This is a genomic window from Gordonia ajococcus, assembly GCF_012974285.1.
GTDB classification, from domain to species: Bacteria; Actinomycetota; Actinomycetes; order Mycobacteriales; family Mycobacteriaceae; genus Gordonia; species Gordonia amicalis.
This window is the reverse complement of sequence record NZ_CP052884.1, coordinates 4,861,016-4,879,496: the sequence shown is the minus strand read 5'-3', so window position 1 is coordinate 4,879,496 and position 18,481 is coordinate 4,861,016. Positions and strand designations below refer to the sequence as shown.

Annotated in this window: 19 protein-coding genes; 11 read left to right on the top strand and 8 right to left on the bottom strand. The window is 67.7% G+C overall.

Annotation, left to right across the window (positions count from 1 at the left end; all coding sequences use genetic code 11):
- Nucleotides 1-4: 4 nt before the first annotated feature.
- The gene (locus GAA2_RS21995) at nucleotides 5-1,138 is read right to left on the bottom strand and encodes a phosphotransferase family protein (protein ID WP_006436552.1); all 1,134 of its coding nucleotides are present in this window, start codon (nucleotides 1,136-1,138) and stop codon (nucleotides 5-7) included.
- A 107-nt stretch (nucleotides 1,139-1,245) separates the two neighbouring features.
- Between GAA2_RS21995 and GAA2_RS21990 the strand changes: the two genes are divergently transcribed.
- From GAA2_RS21990 to GAA2_RS21980, 3 genes are read left to right on the top strand one after another with little or no spacing between them, the layout of a single operon-like run.
- On the top strand, nucleotides 1,246-1,878 hold the full coding sequence (locus tag GAA2_RS21990) for a TetR/AcrR family transcriptional regulator (RefSeq protein WP_006436553.1): 633 nt from the start codon (nucleotides 1,246-1,248) through the stop codon (nucleotides 1,876-1,878).
- 58 nt (nucleotides 1,879-1,936) lie between these two features.
- The gene (locus tag GAA2_RS21985; RefSeq protein WP_006436554.1) at nucleotides 1,937-2,377 is read left to right on the top strand and encodes a CoA-binding protein; all 441 of its coding nucleotides are present in this window, start codon (nucleotides 1,937-1,939) and stop codon (nucleotides 2,375-2,377) included.
- 17 nt (nucleotides 2,378-2,394) lie between these two features.
- Nucleotides 2,395-3,171, top strand: coding sequence for a hypothetical protein (locus tag GAA2_RS21980; protein WP_006436555.1), 777 nt, complete (start codon nucleotides 2,395-2,397; stop codon nucleotides 3,169-3,171).
- 10 nt (nucleotides 3,172-3,181) lie between these two features.
- On the opposite strand, the gene GAA2_RS21975 is transcribed toward GAA2_RS21980, so the two are convergent.
- Nucleotides 3,182-4,066 carry a LysR family transcriptional regulator gene (locus GAA2_RS21975; protein ID WP_159404687.1) on the bottom strand — a complete coding sequence of 295 codons (885 nt, stop codon included), beginning with the start codon at nucleotides 4,064-4,066 and terminating at the stop codon, nucleotides 3,182-3,184.
- A 101-nt stretch (nucleotides 4,067-4,167) separates the two neighbouring features.
- On the opposite strand from GAA2_RS21975, the gene GAA2_RS21970 reads away from it, so the two are divergent.
- From GAA2_RS21970 to GAA2_RS21955, 4 genes are all read left to right on the top strand, one after another.
- Nucleotides 4,168-4,548, top strand: a complete 381-nt coding sequence (locus GAA2_RS21970) for a YybH family protein (protein ID WP_024499168.1) — start codon at nucleotides 4,168-4,170, stop codon at nucleotides 4,546-4,548.
- A 110-nt stretch (nucleotides 4,549-4,658) separates the two neighbouring features.
- Entirely contained in the window at nucleotides 4,659-6,053 is a 1,395-nt protein-coding gene (locus GAA2_RS21965; protein ID WP_159404688.1) for a phosphotransferase family protein, read from the top strand.
- Nucleotides 6,054-6,095: 42 nt separating this feature from the next.
- Complete coding sequence (locus GAA2_RS21960) at nucleotides 6,096-7,367, top strand: acyl-CoA dehydrogenase family protein (RefSeq protein WP_191834611.1); 1,272 nt, start codon at nucleotides 6,096-6,098, stop codon at nucleotides 7,365-7,367.
- 58 nt (nucleotides 7,368-7,425) lie between these two features.
- Nucleotides 7,426-7,902 (top strand): hypothetical protein, encoded by a 477-nt coding sequence (locus GAA2_RS21955; protein ID WP_006436560.1) that lies wholly within the window; start codon nucleotides 7,426-7,428, stop codon nucleotides 7,900-7,902.
- A 295-nt stretch (nucleotides 7,903-8,197) separates the two neighbouring features.
- Here GAA2_RS21955 and GAA2_RS21950 read toward each other — a convergent pair whose 3' ends face one another.
- The 3 genes from GAA2_RS21950 to GAA2_RS21940 form a co-directional block, all read right to left on the bottom strand.
- Entirely contained in the window at nucleotides 8,198-8,737 is a 540-nt protein-coding gene (locus GAA2_RS21950; protein ID WP_006436562.1) for a DUF1697 domain-containing protein, read from the bottom strand.
- 21 nt (nucleotides 8,738-8,758) lie between these two features.
- Entirely contained in the window at nucleotides 8,759-10,051 is a 1,293-nt protein-coding gene (locus GAA2_RS21945) for a DUF4185 domain-containing protein (RefSeq protein WP_024499173.1), read from the bottom strand.
- Nucleotides 10,052-10,187: 136 nt separating this feature from the next.
- Nucleotides 10,188-10,955 (bottom strand): methyltransferase domain-containing protein, encoded by a 768-nt coding sequence (locus GAA2_RS21940; RefSeq protein WP_024499174.1) that lies wholly within the window; start codon nucleotides 10,953-10,955, stop codon nucleotides 10,188-10,190.
- Between the two features lie 168 nt (nucleotides 10,956-11,123).
- Between GAA2_RS21940 and rnhA the strand changes: the two genes are divergently transcribed.
- From rnhA to GAA2_RS21925, 3 genes are read left to right on the top strand one after another with little or no spacing between them, the layout of a single operon-like run.
- Nucleotides 11,124-11,561: a ribonuclease HI gene (rnhA, locus tag GAA2_RS21935; protein ID WP_375295700.1), complete on the top strand. Its 438-nt coding sequence runs from the start codon at nucleotides 11,124-11,126 to the stop codon at nucleotides 11,559-11,561.
- Nucleotides 11,558-12,484, top strand: a complete 927-nt coding sequence (locus GAA2_RS21930; RefSeq protein WP_024499176.1) for a D-isomer specific 2-hydroxyacid dehydrogenase family protein — start codon at nucleotides 11,558-11,560, stop codon at nucleotides 12,482-12,484. Before rnhA ends, GAA2_RS21930 begins: the two co-directional genes overlap by 4 nt.
- A gap of 59 nt (nucleotides 12,485-12,543) precedes the next feature.
- Nucleotides 12,544-13,335 (top strand): SDR family oxidoreductase, encoded by a 792-nt coding sequence (locus GAA2_RS21925; RefSeq protein ID WP_006436567.1) that lies wholly within the window; start codon nucleotides 12,544-12,546, stop codon nucleotides 13,333-13,335.
- A 50-nt stretch (nucleotides 13,336-13,385) separates the two neighbouring features.
- Here GAA2_RS21925 and GAA2_RS21920 read toward each other — a convergent pair whose 3' ends face one another.
- On the bottom strand, nucleotides 13,386-13,955 hold the full coding sequence (locus GAA2_RS21920; protein ID WP_024499177.1) for a YdeI/OmpD-associated family protein: 570 nt from the start codon (nucleotides 13,953-13,955) through the stop codon (nucleotides 13,386-13,388).
- A gap of 45 nt (nucleotides 13,956-14,000) precedes the next feature.
- On the opposite strand from GAA2_RS21920, the gene GAA2_RS21915 reads away from it, so the two are divergent.
- On the top strand, nucleotides 14,001-14,696 hold the full coding sequence (locus tag GAA2_RS21915) for a hypothetical protein (RefSeq protein ID WP_024499178.1): 696 nt from the start codon (nucleotides 14,001-14,003) through the stop codon (nucleotides 14,694-14,696).
- Nucleotides 14,697-14,698: 2 nt separating this feature from the next.
- Here the strand turns inward: GAA2_RS21915 and GAA2_RS21910 are convergent, their stop codons facing one another.
- Both GAA2_RS21910 and GAA2_RS21905 read right to left on the bottom strand, forming a co-directional pair.
- The gene (locus GAA2_RS21910) at nucleotides 14,699-16,618 is read right to left on the bottom strand and encodes an ABC transporter ATP-binding protein (RefSeq protein ID WP_191834610.1); all 1,920 of its coding nucleotides are present in this window, start codon (nucleotides 16,616-16,618) and stop codon (nucleotides 14,699-14,701) included.
- The gene (locus GAA2_RS21905) at nucleotides 16,615-18,348 is read right to left on the bottom strand and encodes an ABC transporter ATP-binding protein (protein WP_159405755.1); all 1,734 of its coding nucleotides are present in this window, start codon (nucleotides 18,346-18,348) and stop codon (nucleotides 16,615-16,617) included. The genes GAA2_RS21910 and GAA2_RS21905 overlap by 4 nt, the downstream gene beginning before the upstream one ends.
- Nucleotides 18,349-18,481: the final 133 nt, after the last annotated feature.

Here is an 18,481-nt window from a genome sequence, read left to right as displayed (position 1 = left end):
GTGGTCAGCCTTCCTCGAGGAGACGTTCGAGCAACGGACGGTGGTAGAAGAGCGTGCCGTCGATGTCATCGGGACGTTCGAGCTCGCCGAAGTGCACGCGTCGCGCGCCTGTCCGCATGAAGACGCAGCACCATTGCACCGCGGCGTAGACGTAGAACCAGCGCAGGTCGCCCAGTTCGGCCCCGGTCCGCTCCCGGTACGTCGCGCGGACGTCCTCCTCGCGGAGGAGGTCGGGAAGGCCGGGCAGGCCGGCCATCGTCGCGAGCTCCTGGAAGACGCCGTGCGCGAAGATCACCCAGGCGACATCGAGTTCACGCGGCCCGATCCGTGCCATCTCCCAGTCGAGGACGGCGGTCGGCGTGAAGTCGACGAACATCATGTTGCCCAACCGGGAATCGCCCCACGACAGCACGGGGTCGGCGGACGCGGCCTCGTCGGGGAAGTTCGCGGTGAGCCAGGTCAGTGCGCGCTCGACGAGAGGCGAGCGGCCGATTCCCTCGGCGGACAGGTCGTACCAGTCCTGCAGCCACGCGAGCAACCGCGACAGGATGGAGTCCCCGGCGGGCAGGTCGTCGAGGAGGAACCCGAAGTTCTCCGTCGCGTCGGGGATGGAGTGCAGGTCGGCGATGACGTGGATCGCGGAGTCCTGCGCACGACGCCGGTCGGTGGCGTCGGCATCGGCAAACCAGTTGTCGCCGAATGTGTACGGCATGACGTCGGGCGGCACGTCGCCCTCCATGCGGTCCATGAGGAAGAACGGCGCACCGAGCAGCGATCCGGTCGGTTCGAGGTGGTGAACCCGCGGGACCGGCACGTCGGTCAGTTCGGCGACACGGCGCATGGTCTCGAACTGGTGGTCCATCCGGTACGTGCGGAACACCGGGATGTCGGCGGCGGAAGGCGCCATCCGCATCACCCAGTGCAGGGTTTCGGTCCCCGGCCAGGTCGCAGTGACCGAGATGGTCTCCGACGACATGCCGTTGGTGTCGCCACCCGCGCTCACCGTCACCTCGGGGGCCGAGTCCGGTGTGTCGGGTTGTTCGGCGAGCCAGGACGCGAGGATGTCCGGGACCGAGGTGGTGTCCCTGCTGGAGCGTTGTAGATGGTCGATGTGTTCGACCGCCGGTTCGGTGGCCACGGGCGCACCCCCAATATTCGCTACGGTGAGTAGCGTAATGACAGCAGACGGGTCGCGGAGCGCGCAGGGACTTCGGCAAAATCGCGACTGCTACGAGAGTTGGTCTCATGGACGCTGGACCCGACGGCGCTGATCTCGCCGGCACCGGTCTCGACGGCACCGGACTGATCGAGACCGTCGCCGGGCGTCCCCGTGACGCGCGGATCGACTCCGCCGTGCTCGACGCCGCAGCCGAACTCGTCGTCGAGGTGGGGTACCGCCGCCTGACGATGGCCGCGATCGCCGACCGGGCCGCCACCACCAAGACCGCGCTGTACCGGCGATGGTCGGGTAAGGCCGAACTCGTCCACGACGTCGTGTTCGCGCAGATGACGCGTCTACCGCCGTCGAGTGGCGAGATGGAGTCCGACCTGCGGTCCATGGTCGACGCGGCCCGGGACCTGTTCGCCAGACCGGTGACTCGGGTCGCGCTGCCCGGTCTGATCGCCGACATGTCCGCCGATCCGGCCCTGGCCGCCCGCGTCCACGCCGGTTTCGCCGAGGTGTTCGGTGGGGTACGCGAACGGCTGGTGGTGGCGGTCGAGCGGGGCGAGGTGCACCCCGACGTCGACCCGGACCGTCTCATCGAGGTCGTCGGCGGATCGGCGATGCTGCACATCCTGCTGCTCCGGGACCAGGAGTTCGACGATGCCTGGGCCGAGCGGCTGGTGGCCATCGTCCTGCACGGCGTGATGCGCTGACGCCGGCGAACACCGCCGACGTGCCGAATCAGCCGACGTCGGCACATACACTCTCAGAATGGCTACCCAAGACTCCGCCGACCCCCGCACGACGGACGAGATCGTCGAGAAGATCCTGTCCACCTACGACACCATCACCGTGGTGGGTGCCAGCGCCAACACGGCCAAGGCCGCCAACGAGGTGCCCGCGCACATGAAACACCTCGGCTGGCGGATCATCCCGGTCAACCCCACCGCCGACGAGATCGTCGGTGAGAAGGTGTTCCGGTCGCTCTCGGAGATCCCCGACCAGGTCGGCCTCGTCGATGTGTTCCGTCCCGGTCCGGAGTGCGCCGACGTCGCGCGTGCCGCGGTCGAGGCAGGCGCGACGGCGCTGTGGCTGCAGCTCGGAATCCGTTCGGAGGAGGCACGGAAGATCGCCGAGGACGCGGGACTGCTCTACGTCGAGGACCGCTGCCTGATCATCGAGCAGCGGCGCACCGGCATCGTGCCGGCATGACGAGAGAGTGACCGACGGTGGAATTACTCGATGACCTGACGCATCAACGACTTCCGCTGTTCCTCCTGTTCGCCTCGTTCACGGTGACGTTCGTCGTGACGCGGGTGATCACCCGACTGATCCGGGCGGGCAAGGGGCCTTTCAAGAACAATGTGTCCGGCGGTCTGCACGTCCACCACATGGTCCCGGGACTGATTCTGCTGCTCGTGGGAGCGTTCGTCTCCGTCGGCGTCAACGGCGTCGAGCCCGGCGCGTCCATCAGTGCCGTCCTGGTCGGTATCGGCGCGTCGCTGGTGCTCGACGAGTTCGCGCTGATCCTTCGTCTCCAGGACGTGTACTGGTCACGCGAAGGCCAACTCTCGGTGCAGGTGGTCGCCCTCACCGTCGCCGCGCTGGGAATGGTCCTTCTCGGCTTCAACCCGTTCAATGCCGAGGCGGACGTCGAGTTCGGACCCGTGGCGTTCGCGTTGACCGCGCCGATCAACATCGCCGCCGCGATCTTCTGCGTGGTCAAGGGCAAGTACTCGACGGCGATCGTCGGTGTGTTCATCCCGATCTTCGCCTGGGCCGGTGCCATCCGTCTGGCACGACCGAGATCCACCTGGGCCCGGCGCCGCTACTCGCCGGCGAAGCTGGAGAAGTCGACCGCGCGGGCGCGGCACTTCGACAAGCGTTGGGGGCGTCGAGGATTGAGTATCGGCGACTGGATCGCCGGGAAGCCGACCGACGATGCGGTGGATCCCGCGCTGCCGGAGGAGTCGGCGGACGAGGCCGGGGACGCGCTGGCGAGCTGAGCTCGGAGCGTCACTCCGGGTCGGCGAGGCGGAATTCCTCGCGTACGAGGTCGACGAACCGTCGCGTCGCGGGGGCAGGGTCGGTTCTCCAGAGAACACCGAGCCGTGCGTCGACGTCGACGCCGTCGATCGGGAGTCCGGCAACGCGTTCGTCGGCAGCCGCGATGGACGCGCTCAGGATGCCCGTTCCCATGCCGCTGCACACCAATTCGACGATCGCGTCGGGGGATGACGCCTCGATGGCCGGCCGGATGGGTCCGCCATGCGCGACCGCCGCGTCGTCGAAGACGGTTCGGATGCCTGCGCCGCGCGGCAGGCAGATGAGGGACCGGCGCCGGAGGTCGTCGAGTTGCGTGGCCTCGACCTTTCCCGATGTGTTGGCCGGGACAACGGCGACGACGGGTTCGGAGATGACCGTGAGTGATTCGATGCCGCGCGGCAACTCGTCGCCGTAGCCGGCGAGCACCACGTCGAGACTGCCGTCGGCCACCGATGCGATGAGCCGGTCCGACGGCGACTCACGCAGGCTCAAGGCGACTTTCGGGTGGGCGGAACCGAACGCGCCCAGCGCGGTGAACAGCGGTGCGACGGTACAGCCCTCGACCATGCCCACCGCCAGGCTTCCGCGCAGCAGGCCGCGGACCTCCGACACCGCATCAATCACGCCCGCGGCGGCTGCCAGCGCCGTGCGCGCCGCGGGGAGTGGTGCCCGCCCGGCGTCGGTGAGGCGGACAGACCTGCCCGACCGGTCGAAGAGCGCCGATCCGAGTTCGCGTTCGAGGCTGCGGATCTGTGCGCTGATGTTGGGCTGCGTGGTGTGCACCCGCTGCGCTGCGGCGGTGAAGCTCTCCTCGTCGGCCACTGCCACGAAGTACTCGAGCTGCCGCATCTCCATAACTTTCGATGATAGCGACCATCAGGACAATCACTTGGACTTATTTTGGCTGGCAACGCACCGTGAAGAGGTCCCTGTGACTCCGCCCGAGAGGAATCGTTGTGACCGCCTACGAGACCGCCCGAACTCCCGAAGACCTCACCAGGTTGTTCGTCGAGTACTCCAACGCCGGCGACGCGGACGCGGTCGCCTCGCTCTACCACGAGGACGCCGTCATGGCGTTTCCGCCGGGGCGGGTGACCAGGGGTCGCGCGGCCATCCGCGACCTCTGGGCGTCGGTCCTCGAACACCGTCCGACCTTCGTCCCGGAGTCGCCGCTGCCGACGCTCGCCTTCGGTGACGACCTGGCCTTGACCTCGACACCGCCGCGCGACGGAGCGGGGGCCCGTGCGCAGGTCGTCACCCGTCGTCCCGACGGCTCCTGGGTCCGCATCATCGATCAGCCGGAGTTCCAGACCCCCACAACCGGAGAGCGCGCCTGACACGGGAGTTTTCTGACAGCGGATTCAGCTTCCGTGCTAGCTTCGCTGTGTCGGGGATTACACCGGTGATGGCGTCGGTCACCGGGTGAGGCGCGAAGGGACGGATCTGCGTGGGAGTGCCTGAGGCCCGGGATGTGGCCACCCGAGTCGCCGAGCGGCTCAGCGCGACACGAGGCACTCCGGTGTCGGTCGATTCCGCCCGGCGACTACCCGCAGGTGCGAGCCGCGCGACCTACGCCGCGACCCTCGTCGACAGCGAGGGCAGACCCGAAGCGATCATCATCCGCGCCGTACCGGCGGCGCAGGACGACGGCGGACTCGGGGCGGAGGCGGAGGTCCTGCGGGCCGCCGCCGACGCCGGGGTTCCGGTGCCGGCGATCCTCGATACCGGCCTCGGCGAGGACAGCGTTCTCGGGTTTCCCTACCTCACAATGAATTTCATCGGTGGCGAATCGATCCCGCGTCGGATACTCCGCGACGACACCTATGCTGCTGCGCGTGACCGGTTCGTCCAACAGTGCGGCGGGATTCTGGCGCGGGTGCATCAGATCGATGCCGCTGCGACGCCGGGTCTCGAAGAACTCGTCGATCCGGTCGATGCGTTGCGCGCACTGTTCCCGCGCGAGTTCGACGCGATGCCGGCCGGGCTCCTCCTCGCGACCCAGTGGCTCGTGGCCAATCCACCGCCGTCGTCTCCCGGTTCCGGTGTCGTCCACGGTGACTTCCGGCTCGGCAACCTCCTCGTCGACGCCGATGGCGTTGCCGCGGTGCTTGATTGGGAACTGGTCCACATCGGTGACCCGGTCGAGGACCTGGGTTGGCTGTGCGCCAAGGCCTGGCGGTTCGGTGGCTCCACCCCGGTGGCCGGGATGGGCGAGCGCGCTGCGCTGCTCGACGCCTACGCCGAGGTGGCCGGGTGGCGACCCGCCGAAGAGGCGTTGCGCTGGTGGGAGCTGTACGCCACGGTGAAGTGGGGCCTGATCTGCGCGTTCCAGGCCAACCGGCACCTCGACGGCATCGAACGGTCCGTCGAGCTCGCCGCGATCGGACGACGAAGTGCCGAACAGGAATTCGACGCCCTGCTCGATCTCGGAATCGTGTCGCCCGAGGTGGTGCCGGACCCGTTGAGCGTCGAAACCTCCGGCCCCGACGAGGAGCCGCACGGCTCGCCGTCGTCGCTCGAGTTGCTCGAAGCGCTCGGTGGATTCCTCCGCTCCGATTCGGTGACCTCCGAGATGTCACCGCAGGTCAAGTTCCACACGCGGGTCGCCGGCAACGTCGTGGACGTCGTCCGACGCCAGGTCCTGCTCGGGCCCACCCACGCCGCGGAGAGCGCGCAACGACTGGCCGCCCTGGGCGTCACCGATCAGCGAGCACTGTGCGACGCCCTGCGATCCGGCGAACTCGACGGCACCGACGAGAAGGTGCGTGCCGCGATCGCGGCCGACGTGCGGGCGCGGTTGGTGGTCGCCAATCCGAAGTACTTCGCGGTCCCGCACCCGTGACATGACCACACGACAGCCGATCACCAACGAGAAGGATTCACCATGGATTTCGCACTGCCCGAGTCGCTGAGCGACTACCTGGATGAACTCGACGCCTTCATCGAGGCGGAGATCAAGCCTCTCGAGCAGGCCGACGACAACATCCGGTTCTTCGACCACCGGCGTGAGGACTCGCGCACGGACTGGGAACGCGGTGGGTTGCCGAACGCCGAGTGGGAAGCGCTGCTTGGCGAGGCACGGCGGCGGGCCGACGCCGCGGGACACTTCCGGTATCCGTTCCCCGAGGAGTTCGGCGGGCGCGACGGATCGAATCTCGCCATGGCGATCATCCGCGAGCACCTCGCGTCGAAAGGGCTGGGCCTGCACTGCGATCTGCAGAACGAGCACGCCATCGTCGGCAACAACATCGGGCTTCTGCTGATGCTGGAGTACGGCACCCCCGAGCAGCAGGAGGAGTGGATCGAGGGTCTGGCGGCCGGCACCAAGTTCTTCGCGTTCGGGATCACCGAACCGGAGCACGGCTCCGATGCGACGTACATGGAGACAACCGCTGTCCGCGACGGTGACGACTGGATCATCAACGGCGAGAAGACCTGGAACACCGGAATACACGCCGCCCACCGCGACATCGTCTTTGCCCGTACGAGTGGAGAACCCGGTGACGCACGCGGGATCACCGCGTTCCTCGTCGACCCGCAGGCGCCCGGCTTCCGCGTCGAGGAGTACCTCTGGACGTTCAACATGCCAACCGATCACGCCCACATCTCCCTGCGCGACGTGCGGGTCCCGAACTCGGCCGTGTTCGGGGCGGAGGGTGCCGGCCTGCAGGTGGTGCAGCACTTCTTCAACGAGAACCGGATTCGTCAGGCGGCGTCGAGTCTCGGTGCCGCGCAGTACTGCGTGAACCGGGCGGTCGAGTACGCCAACGAGCGGGCTCCGTTCGGTAAGAAGCTCTCGACCAACCAGGCGATCCAGTTCCCGCTCGTCGATCTGCACACTCGATGTGCGATGGTGCGTGCGCTCATCCGGGAGACGGCCTGGAAGATGGACACCTACGGCAACTTCGCCGCCTCGGCCGAGGTCTCGATGTGCAATTACCAGGCCAACCGGCTGTGTTGCGACGCCGCCGACCAGGCGATGCAGGTGTTCGGCGGACGCGGGTACTCGCGGCATGAACCGTTCGAGCACATCTACCGTCACCATCGGCGCTATCGCATCACCGAGGGCGCCGACGAGATCCAGATGCGGCGCGTCGCCGGATACCTGTTCGGTTTCATGTCCGGCAAGGCTCCCAAGGGTGTGCGCACGTCCTGAGTAGGCTGGGCCGTATGCCAGATCATGTGCGAACCGTGTCGGACGAGGTGAGCCGGCCATGATCGCAGTCATCGTCATCGTCGTGACCGTGGTGGTTGCGCTGTTCATCCTCGGTGGGGCCGCGTGGTTCGCCTACGACTCCGACAAACGGGTGCGCCGGTTTGCCCGGTCCACCGATCTCATCCCCGGCCGGCCGGGCCGCGCACCGGAGAGCTGGACCACCGACAACACCCTAGAGGCGTTGCTGCACCGGCGTATCCGCTACGCGATCGCCGACGTGCACGCCAATCCCGCCATTCCGCACGACGATGAACTCGTGTCGGCGCGGGACCGGCTGGACGACGCGGTCTTCGAACTCGACGATCGCCTCATCGCGGCCGCCGACACCGGCGGCGACGCAGCCGTCGAGATCCTCGACAGTGCCGAATCGGCGGTCAAGGCCCTCGAAGAGCTACCGAAGAAGCTGTGGGAGGCGCCGAAGTCGGATCAACTCGCCGACCTGGATCGCGTGACGCGGGTCCTGTCGCGCGGCTGACGCTCAGATGACCACCGGACGCGGAGGCGGCTCCGGATCGGGCGGTCCTGGTTGGGGATCGGGCGGCGGCGTGGGCGTCGGGAAAGGCGGTTCCGGCGGAGGCTCGGGGATCGGCTCCGGCACCGGAACCGGGTCCGGAGGCGGCGGGGGCTGAGGTACCGGCTGATTCCCACGCGTGGGGTCCGTTACTGTCGGGTCCGATTCCGGGCGGTCCATGGGGACTCCTCTCGACGTACGCGTCCGGTGTCCTTGTTCCGACGCTACGCCCGCACCTGCGGTCCGGCCACCGGGCTGCTCAAGCCTCGGTGAGATCCAGCAGCTTTCGGACCGTACGCAGGTTGCGGCCGGTTCCCTGCACACCCAGACCCCGGGCGATCGCGGGCGCGGTGAGCTTCGATCGGCCCGCACCCTCGGCGTATCGGATGTGGAGATCGGAGCCGATCACCTGCCGGACATCGCCGCCGAACTCCTTCTCTTCGAACGCCGCCACCTTGTCGGCGTCCGGTCGGGCGACGAGAAAGTAGATGTAGGAGTATTTGTCGTCGACGATCTCGAACGGGTGCGCGTCGAGCGCGGCACTCACTTCGGCGGGGGTGCGGCTGATGACCTCGCGGAAGAAGCCGTAGCGCTCTTCGATCACGGCCTCGAGCGCACGGTCGAACTCGGTGGGATCACCTGGTGGTGAACAGAGGAGATTGCCCGACGCGATGTACGTCGAGACGTCCGTGGCCCCGAGTTCGGTTGCGATCTCCCGCAGTTCGGCCATCGGCAGCATGGCGCCGCCGACGTTGACCGCTCGGATGAGAACGATGCGCGTCGTCTCTGATTCACTCACCGGTCCATGATGGCAGCGGTCTCACAACTTGGACAGGTCGGTGCGCGCCAGCATCACGTTGTAGTCGTCCCAGCGGGACACCACGAAGTACAGATTCTTGCCGCTCGAGCGGGGGTGGATGTACGGCGTGTACAGACCGCTCGAGTGCGCGCTGGGGATCAGGACGCGCTCGCCGCTCCACGGGCCGACCGGGGTGGGGGACGTGCGCATCATGATCGTGCCGGCACGTTCGGTGAGCATCACGAACTTCTTCAGGTAAGCGTTGTACGCCACCGACATCTCGCTGACCGGCAACCCGACGATCGGGGCGGCGTCGGCCGGATTCGGCGACCATCCATCACCGCCCCGGAAGTACTGGTAGCGGCTGAGATCCAGGATGTCGCCGGGCCGGAAGCGGGCCACGAACGCCGATCCGTGCCGACCGTTCGGCGTGCCGTACTGATAGATGTACTCCCCGCTGCGCAGAAACGCGCCCATCTGGAACCGGCTGTGACCGCGCGCGATCTGCGGAACGCCGGGCACGGTGAGGTCGAGGTTCACGCGGATCGTGTTGTTGTCGACGGTCCAGGTCTGACCGTTGTTGCGCGACACCGCGATCGCCGAGTAGTTGGTGCTCCAGCGTCCCGGCCCCAGCCACTTGTGGATCGACATGAAGCTCAGGAACTGGATGCCGTTGACCGAGATGCCGCCGGTCGGGATGCGTCCCACCTCGATGTTGCGGACGCCGACCGCGTTGAACATCGGTTGCGAATACGTGGGATGCGCGGGTGTCACCGATGCGCCGGAACGGACGGCTCCGGGTATCGCGGTCGGGAAGCGGATGGCCTTGTCGAGATTCGAGCTCGCATCGCTGCGGAGCATCGTGTTGTGCCGCCAGACCATCTGACCGGCGCATCTGCCCCAGGTGTCGCCGAAGGCCATGAGGATCTGGCCGGAGCCGTTCTCCCAGGGGACGCCGACATCGGTGGCCGTGATCCCGAAGCGGGTGTCCGTGCGTTCGGGGCTCCGTGGACCGGTGACCCAGGAGACGGCGGTCGTCGCGCCCCTGAGCCTCGGCAATGGTCCCTGCGGTTTCTTGCCGCCGGCGCGGTAGCTGCCGAAATCGACACTGCCCCAGCCGAGGTCGCTGGACCCGGTGCTGCCCGTGCTGCCGACGTCGCCGCCGGTGATTCCGGTGACGTTGCAGACCGCCGCGCCGGCCGGTGGAGCCGCCGAGAGAAGGCCCGCGGCGAGTCCGATGGTGAGGCCACCGATCACCAGAGTGCGGCGCGCAGGCGAGAGCGGGCGCAGGCGCTCACGGCTGCGTCGGGACATGCGTACCCCCTGTGACTACTGGTTGTTGCCAGTGTTGCAGAAGTAGCCGGTCCGACCGGTGGAGGTGGCCGAAGCTTGACCGGGATGTGACCCTTCGATTCGCCCTGCAGCCTTCCCGGCTGCGCAGGCGACAGATTCAGTGCCGGGTGGCGACCGCGAACGCGCGCCGGAACGGGAGGAGCGTGCCCCATTCGTGGCGCGGGTACGCCTCGGCGAGGCGGCGTTTGAGTTCGGTGACGAATTGTTCACGCAGGTCGGCGGGCAGGGCCTGGATGTAGGGCCGGATCCCGCCACCGGCGATCCAGTCGAAGACCGGATCGTCGCCGGCGAGGACGTGCAGGTAGGTGGTTTCCCAGGCGTTGACGCGGAAACCGCGATCGAAGAAGAACCTCAGGTAGTCCTCGGCGTCCAGGCGGGGGAAGGGGCGGACGTCGCTCAGCGACTCCGCGAACGGTTCGGTGGCGGCGAGCTCGGCCAGTACCGTACGGAACGGGGCGTCGTGGCCGTTGGGCACCTGGATCGCGAAGGCGCCGCCGTCGGAGAGATGGCCCAGGAGGCGGTCGATGACGCCGAACTGATCGGGGACCCACTGGAACATCGCGTTGGAGATCATCAGATCGTACGGGCGGTGCGGTGCCCACTCGACCACGTCGGCGACGTCGAAGTTCGCGCGAGGATCGAAGTTGTCGGTGATGGCGCGGTCGACCATCGCGGCGGATTCGTCGATGCCGAGGATCTCGGCAGACGGCCACTGAGCGCGCAGGTGTTTGGTCAGGTGCCCCGGACCGCACCCCAGATCGACGATCGTCGTCGGGTTGGTGGGAATCTGCGCGATCAGGTCGAGGAAGGGCCTCGCCCGGTCGTCGGCGAATTGCAGATAGCGTGCTGGATCCCAGACAGCCATGTGTCCACCCTAGGGGTCGGCGGTGGTCGTGTCAGCAAGAAGACGGCTTCGGCGCAGCATGGTTCGGGATGTGAGCGGTCTGGGGAGCCGTCACGCCGCTGACGTAGGCTACCCTGCGTGACAGATCCCGTGAACCCCGCTCTCGAGAACCCGACCGGCGCCGATGGCATGGCGGTCGTGGAGATCTCCACCGATGGCGCCTGCCTCGGCAATCCGGGCCCGGGTGGGTGGGGTGCGGTGCTCCGGTACAAGGGCAGCGAGAAGCGGATCTCCGGGTCGGAACCCGACACCACGAACAACAAGATGGAGCTCACCGCGGCGATCGAGGGTCTCGCCGCGCTGACCAGGCCGTCGAAGGTGATCATCTACACCGACTCCACCTATGTGCGGAACGGCATCATGAAGTGGGTGGCCGGCTGGCAGGCGAACGGCTGGAAGACCAGGGACAAGAAGCCGGTGAAGAACTCCGACCTGTGGCGCCGCCTCATCGAGGAGGAGGAGCGTCACGAGGTGGAGTGGCGATGGGTGAAGGGCCACGCAGGTGACCACTTCAACGAGATCGCCGACGAACTCGCCACCAACGCGGCGCGGGCGGTCTCCCGATGACCGCTGGGCCGGGCGCCTCCATTCCGGTGGCGATCGAACCGAACCACGACGAGCACCTCGTCGCCGCCGTCGAGCGCGCCGGCGGCAAGATCGTCGGCCTGGACGAGGCGCGGGTGCTGGTCTGGATCGGACTGCCCGACGACTTCCCCGAGCTGTCGGATGCCGTCGAATGGGTGGCGCTGAAGTCGGCGGGCATCGAGGACTTCTTCGACGCCGGGATCGTCGACGACCGTCGGGTCTGGACCAACGCCTCGGGCTTCTACGCAGAGAACGTCGCCGAGCATGCGCTGGCGCTGCTCCTCGCCGGGCTGCGCCAGATCAACACCGCCGTCATCCGGCACTGGGACAAGGAACGGATCGACACGTCGGTGCGGTCGCTGCACGGCTCGACGGTCGCCATCGTCGGAGCGGGCGGCATCGGTGCATCCCTGGGGCCGCGGCTGCAGGCGTGCGGTGCGCGCGTGATCGCGGTGAACCGGTCGGGCCGCGACGTGCCGGGGGCTGATGAGGTACGACGCTCCACCGACCTCGACGCGGTGTGGGCCTCGACCGACCACGTGGTGCTGGCCGCGCCGGCAACCGCGGAGACGCGGCATATGATCGACGCCGAAAGCCTTGCGGCACTTCCGGATCACGCATGGATCGTCAACATCGCACGGGGTCCTCTGGTTGACGAGGAGGCGTTGTACGACGCACTCGTCGCCGGCGAGATCGCCGGGGCGGCGCTCGACGTGACCGACCCGGAGCCGCCGGCGGCGGACCATCCGCTGTGGTCGTTGCCGAACGTCATCATCACGCCGCATGTCGCGAATCCCGCGTCCGGTCTGACTCGCGAATTCGCGCCGTGGCTGGCGAAGAATCTCCGCCGGTTCGCGGCGGGCGACGAGCTGATCTCCGTAATCACCCCCGGCCGGGAGTACTGATCCGGGCGATTTTCTAGAACACGTTCTCGTTTTCTGGCGGTTCGTGGCAAGGTCGGGGAGTGATTCTCGACAGATTCCGAATCGATGACCATGTCGCCGTCGTCACCGGTGCCGGTCGCGGGCTGGGCGCGGCGATCGCCGTGGCCTTCGCGCAGGCGGGTGCCGACGTGGTGATCGCGGCACGTAGCGAATTCGACCTCGACCAGGTGGCGGGACAGATCGCCGACGCCGGGCGCCGGGCGCACGTCGTCCCGGTGGACCTCAGCAACGCCGACGCCACGGCCGCCCTCGCGCAGACCGCGGTCGACGAGTTCGGGCGGCTCGACACGGTCGTCAACAACGTGGGCGGTGCGATGCCACGCCCGCTGCTCGACACGACTCCCAAACACCTGGTCGACGCCTTCGACTTCAATGTGGCCAATGCTCACGCTCTCGTCGTGGCCGGGGCCAAGCAGATGCTCGCGACGACGGGTCACGGCTCGATCATCAACATCACCTCGGCCGTGGGCCGGGTGCCGGGCCGTGCGTACGCCGCCTATGGCACCGCGAAAGCTGCTCTCGCGCACTACACGAGGATCGCCGCGATGGACCTCAACCCGAAGATCCGGGTGAACGGTATCGCGCCCGGCGCGATCCTCACGTCGTCCCTGGAGATCGTCGCCGGCAACGACGAGATGCGTACCGCCGTCGAGAACGCCACCCCGATGCACCGGCTCGGCGAACCCGAGGACATCGCCGCCGCCGCGCTCTACCTCGCCTCCCCGGCGGGTGCGTACGTGACCGGAAAGATCCTCGAGGTCGACGGCGGGATCATCGCCCCCAACCTGGACCTGCCGATCCCGGATCTGTAGTCGGGGTTTCGACGGGGCTCAACCAGCAGTGGTACGGGCTCAACCAGCAGTCAGGGGCGGACATTCCGCGCGGCCTGCTCGACGATCGTCGCGATCCGCTTGGTCTTGGTCTCGGCTCTCTTCGCCAGGGCGATCTGGGCGAGTCCCATCTTGCGGGCACTCGGCGGGAACGCATCCCAGTTGGCTCGTGCCGTCGGGTCGGCGTCGAGGGCCGCGGCGAGTTCGGGGGACTCGATGCCCGCCTCGGCGTCGTCGAAGATCGACCACAGGCCACGGGCCTTGGCGTCGTCGACGGCCGCCTGGCCGGCCGGTTGCATGCGTCCGGACTCGACGAGATCGGCGATCCGCGCCTTGTTCGACGCCGCCCACGGGCTGTTGCGGCCGCGCCGGGTGAACCATATGCCGCGCCGCGCCTCGTCGAAGACGCGGGTGTGGCCGTCGATCCATCCCCAGCAGAGCGCTTCCCGGACCGTCTCGTCGTAGTCGAGCGGCTCGCGTCCGGAACCCTTGCGCCAAAACACCAGCCATACGCCTGACGAGGTCCGATGGTTGTCGCGCAACCACTCTCGCCAGTCATCGACGGTGTCGAGAACGAGCTGAGGCGCGCCCGGATCGGCCATGCGTTCAACTTAATCGCGGACGGTCGGTCTCGGTACAGTTGGGCTGTGACCGGCATTCTCGAGTTCGCGAGCAACAACTGGTGGCTGATCTTTCCCATCGGTGGAGTTGTCGGTGGCTGGGCCGGGTCGATCGCCAAGTACAACGAGAAGCGACGCAAGGACAAGATCGAGCTGGCCCGGATCAAAGCGGCCGCACAGACCGAGCAGCTGAAGCTGACCACGACGTCCGCCGAGCAGCTGCGCAAGACGCTGAAACAGCACGATGCGCTCAACGAGAAGTGGTTCGCCTACGAAGTCGACCTGGCCACGTTGATCGAGTACCCCCTGATGACCGACATGCGGGAGCCGCTCACCCTCGCCTTTCATCGTGCGCGAGTCCACGCGGACGACCTTCGTCCGGACCCTCCACGTCCCGGCGACACCGAGTCGACGATCGCACCGGCCGACTTCGCCGACTACCGGGAGGCGGTCGGCGACTACGCCGCGGCCTTCGACGCCGCCGAACGCGAGGCACGCCGCCGCAGACAGGTCGGCTTCTCACCGGTCGAACGCGAAGCGCTCGACCGCGCCCGCAAGCTCATCAGCGTCGCATCCGACTCAGGTGCCACCGCTGCGGAACGCCAGGCAGCCTACAAGAAGGCGCGCGCCGAACTCGACGGACTCATCGACATCCCGCCGCCGGCGGCCGAACGGCTCGAGCGCCAGATCGCCGGTGCGCTCGAGCGGGGTCGTGGGGACTGACGTCAGCCCGCCTCGAGCGCCCCGGTGAACTGGCTCTCGTAGAGACGGCAGTACGCACCGCGGGCGGCAAGGAGTTCCTCGTGGCTGCCCTGCTCGACGATGTGGCCGTTCTCCATCACCACGATCACGTCGGCGTCGCGTACCGTCGAGAGTCGGTGTGCGATCACGAAACTCGTGCGATCGGTACGCAGGTTGGCCATCGCCTTCTGGATGAGCAGCTCGGTGCGGGTGTCGACGGAACTGGTCGCCTCGTCGAGGATGAGGATCGTGGGCTTGGCGAGGAACGCCCGGGCGATCGTGATGAGCTGCCGCTCACCGGCACTCACGCCGCCCCCCTCGTCGTCGAGGACGGTCTCGTAACCGTCTGGAAGGGTGCGGACGAAGTGGTCGACGTGGCTCATCCGCGCGGCCTCGAGCACCTCCTCGCGGGATGCCGAGGGGTCGCCGTAGGCGATGTTGTCGTAGATGGTCCCGCCGAACAGCCACGAGTCCTGCAACACCATGCCGGTGCGCTCCCGCAGGTCGTCGCGGGTCATCTCGGCCGAGTCCACACCGTCGACGCGGATGGTTCCGGAGTCGACGTCGTAGAACCGCATGATCAGGTTGACCAGGGTGGTCTTGCCGGCGCCGGTCGGCCCGACGATCGCGACCATGTGTCCGGGACGCGCTGTCAGGGTGAGGTTCTCGATCAGCGGCTTGTCCTCGACGTAGCGGAACGAGACGTCGTCGAACTCGATGAGACCGTTGTCGACCGCGGGGGTCTTCGGGTTCGCCGCGTCCGGGGTCTGCTCGTCGGCGTCGAGGATGTCGAAGATGCGCTCGGCCGAGGCGACACCGCTCTGCATCAGGTTGATCATCGACCCGATCTGGGTCAGCGGCTGAGTGAACTGGCGTGAGTACTGGATGAACGCCTGCACCTCGCCGAGGCTCAGGGAACCCGACGCCACCCGCAGGCCACCGACGACGGCGACGGCCACGTAGTTGAGGTTCCCGAGGAACATGATGGTCGGCATGATGACGCCGGAGATGAACTGCGCGCGCCAACTCGACTCGTACAGCTTCTCGTTGCGCTCGTCGAAGGTCGCCTCGATCTCGCGCTGACGCCCGAATGCAGTCACCAGCTCGTGACCGGTGAAGGCCTCCTCGACCTGGGCGTTCAGTGCCCCGGTCGATGCCCACTGCGCGGAGAAGTGCGGCTTGGAACGCTTCGCGATGACGGCGGTGGCGAGGACCGCCAGCGGGACCGTCGTCACCGCGATCAGCGCGAGCAACGGCGAGATCCAGATCATCATCACCAGCAGTGCGATCACCGTCAGCGCCGAGTTCACGAACTGGGCGATGGTCTGCTGCAGGCTCTGCGAGAGGTTGTCGAGGTCGTTGGTGACCCGGCTGAGCAGCTCACCGCGCGGCATCGTGTCGTAGTAGCGCAGGGGCAGACGGTGGACCTTCTCCTCGACCTGGGCACGGAGCTCCCGGATGGTCTCCACGACGACGATGTTCAGCAGATAGGCGGCCAGCCAGCCGAGTCCCGACGCCACGACGTACATCACGAAGGTGATGAAGAGGACTCGGCCGACGTCGCCGAAATCGACTCCGACGCCGGGTGTCACGTCCATCGACGACACCATGTCGGCGAACGTGTCGTCACCGCTTGCACGCAGGCCCGCGACCGCCTGGTCCTTCGTCTGGCCCGCGGGCAGCATCCGGCCGATGACCCCGTTGAAGACGAGGTCGGTGGCGTGCCCGAGGACGCGCGGGGCGATGGCCAGCAGGACGACCGAACCCACGATCGAGGAGAGCGTGACCGTCATCAGGCCCCGGTACGAACCGAGTTGGGCGACAACTCGTCTGATCGACGGCCAGAACGAGCGCGGCTTGGACTCGGGGCTGCCGGCCGCCGGTGGCCCACCTGGGCGGGTCATGCGCGCTCCTCCATGGCCATCTGCGATTCGGCGATCTCGGCGTAGGTGGGACACGAGGCCAGCAGGTCGTCGTGGGTGCCGATGCCCACGACGCGTCCGCGGTCGAGGACGACGATCTGCTCGGCGTCGACGATGGTCGAGACGCGTTGGGCGACGACGATCACCGAAGCGTCCCGGGTGGCCGGGCGCAGGGCCGCGCGCAGTCTGGCGTCAGTGGTGAGGTCGAGGGCCGAGAACGAGTCGTCGAACAGATAGATGGCGGGACGCCGGACGAGAGCTCGGGCGATCGCCAGCCGCTGCCGCTGCCCGCCGGAGACCGTGGTGCCGCCCTGCGAGACCTTCGTGTCGAGGCCGTCGGGCATCGCCGAGACGAACTCGTCGGCCTGCGCGATGCGCAGTGCCTCCCAGATCTCGTCGTCGGTCGCGTCGGCCTTGCCGTGCAGGATGTTGGACCGGATGGTTCCGGAGAACAGGTACGGCCGCTGGGGGACGAGACCGACCACCGCCCTCAGCTCGTCGGGATCGAGACGTTTGACGTCGGTGCCGCCGACCCTGACCTCCCCGGCGGTCGCGTCGATGAGTCGGGGGACGAGTCCCAGGAGCGTTGTCTTGCCCGAACCGGTCGAACCGACGATGGCGGTCGTGGTCCCGGGCGTCACGCCGAAGCTGATGCCGCTCAGCACCGGATCGTCGGCGCCGGGGTAGCGGAACTCGGCGTCGTCGAACTGCACGGTGCCCGGATGGCCGGCGAAACCGACCGGATCGGTCGTCGGATGCACCGAGGTCTCGGTGTCGAGGACCTCGGAGATGCGCTCGGCGCAGACCGCGGCGCGTGGCGCCATCATGGCCAGGAACGACGCCATCATCACCGACATCAGGATCTGCATGACGTAGGTCATCAGCGCGGTGAGCGCGCCGATCTCGACGGTGCCGTCGGCGACGGCGTGCCCGCCGAACCAGATGACCGCGACGACCGTGACATTGGTGATCACCATGACCAGCGGGAACATCAGGGCCATCAGCTTGCCGACCCGCAGGGTGGCGTCGGCGAGGCGGTCGTTGGCGACGCCGAAGCGCTGCCGCTCGTGGTCCTCGCGCACGAAGGCGCGCACGACGCGGATACCGGTGATCTGTTCGCGCAGAACCCGGTTCACCGCGTCGATGCGCTCCTGCATCGAGCGGAAACCGGGGATCATGCGGGCGATGACGAGCCCCATCGACAGGCCGAGGACCGGCACGGCCACCGCGATGACCCACCACAGTGCGGGGGCCTCGCGGATGCCCATGATGATCCCGCCGAAGCACATGATCGGCGCCATCACGAGGATCGCGCTGCTCATGACGATCAGCATCTGTACCTGCTGGACGTCGTTGGTCGTGCGCGTGATCAGTGACGGTGCGCCGAAGGTGCCGACCTCGCGGGCGGAGAACGAGTTCACCCGGTGCAGCAGGTCGCTGCGGATGTCGCGGCCCGCACCGAGGGCGGCGCGTGCGCCGAAGAACTGCGCGATGACCGTCGCGACGATCTGCACGATGCTCACGAGCAGCATCCAGCCGCCGATACGCAGGATGTAACCGGTGTCGCCGGTCGCCACGCCGTTGTCGATGATGTCGGCGTTGAGACTGGGCAGGTACAGCATCGCCGCGGTCGCCACGAGCTGCAGCGACACCACCATGACGATGTTGATGCGGTACCGCTGCAGGTACGTGCGGATGAGTCGGGTCAGCATCCCGGCGCCGGGAGCGTGGCGAGCGGGCCGAGGTCATGGCCCGGCGCCGGGAGCGTAGCCCGCGTGGCGAGCGGGGCGGAGGTCACTGCGATCACCTGCGTCAGACTAGTTGCCCCGGCTAAGTGAGGTGCGT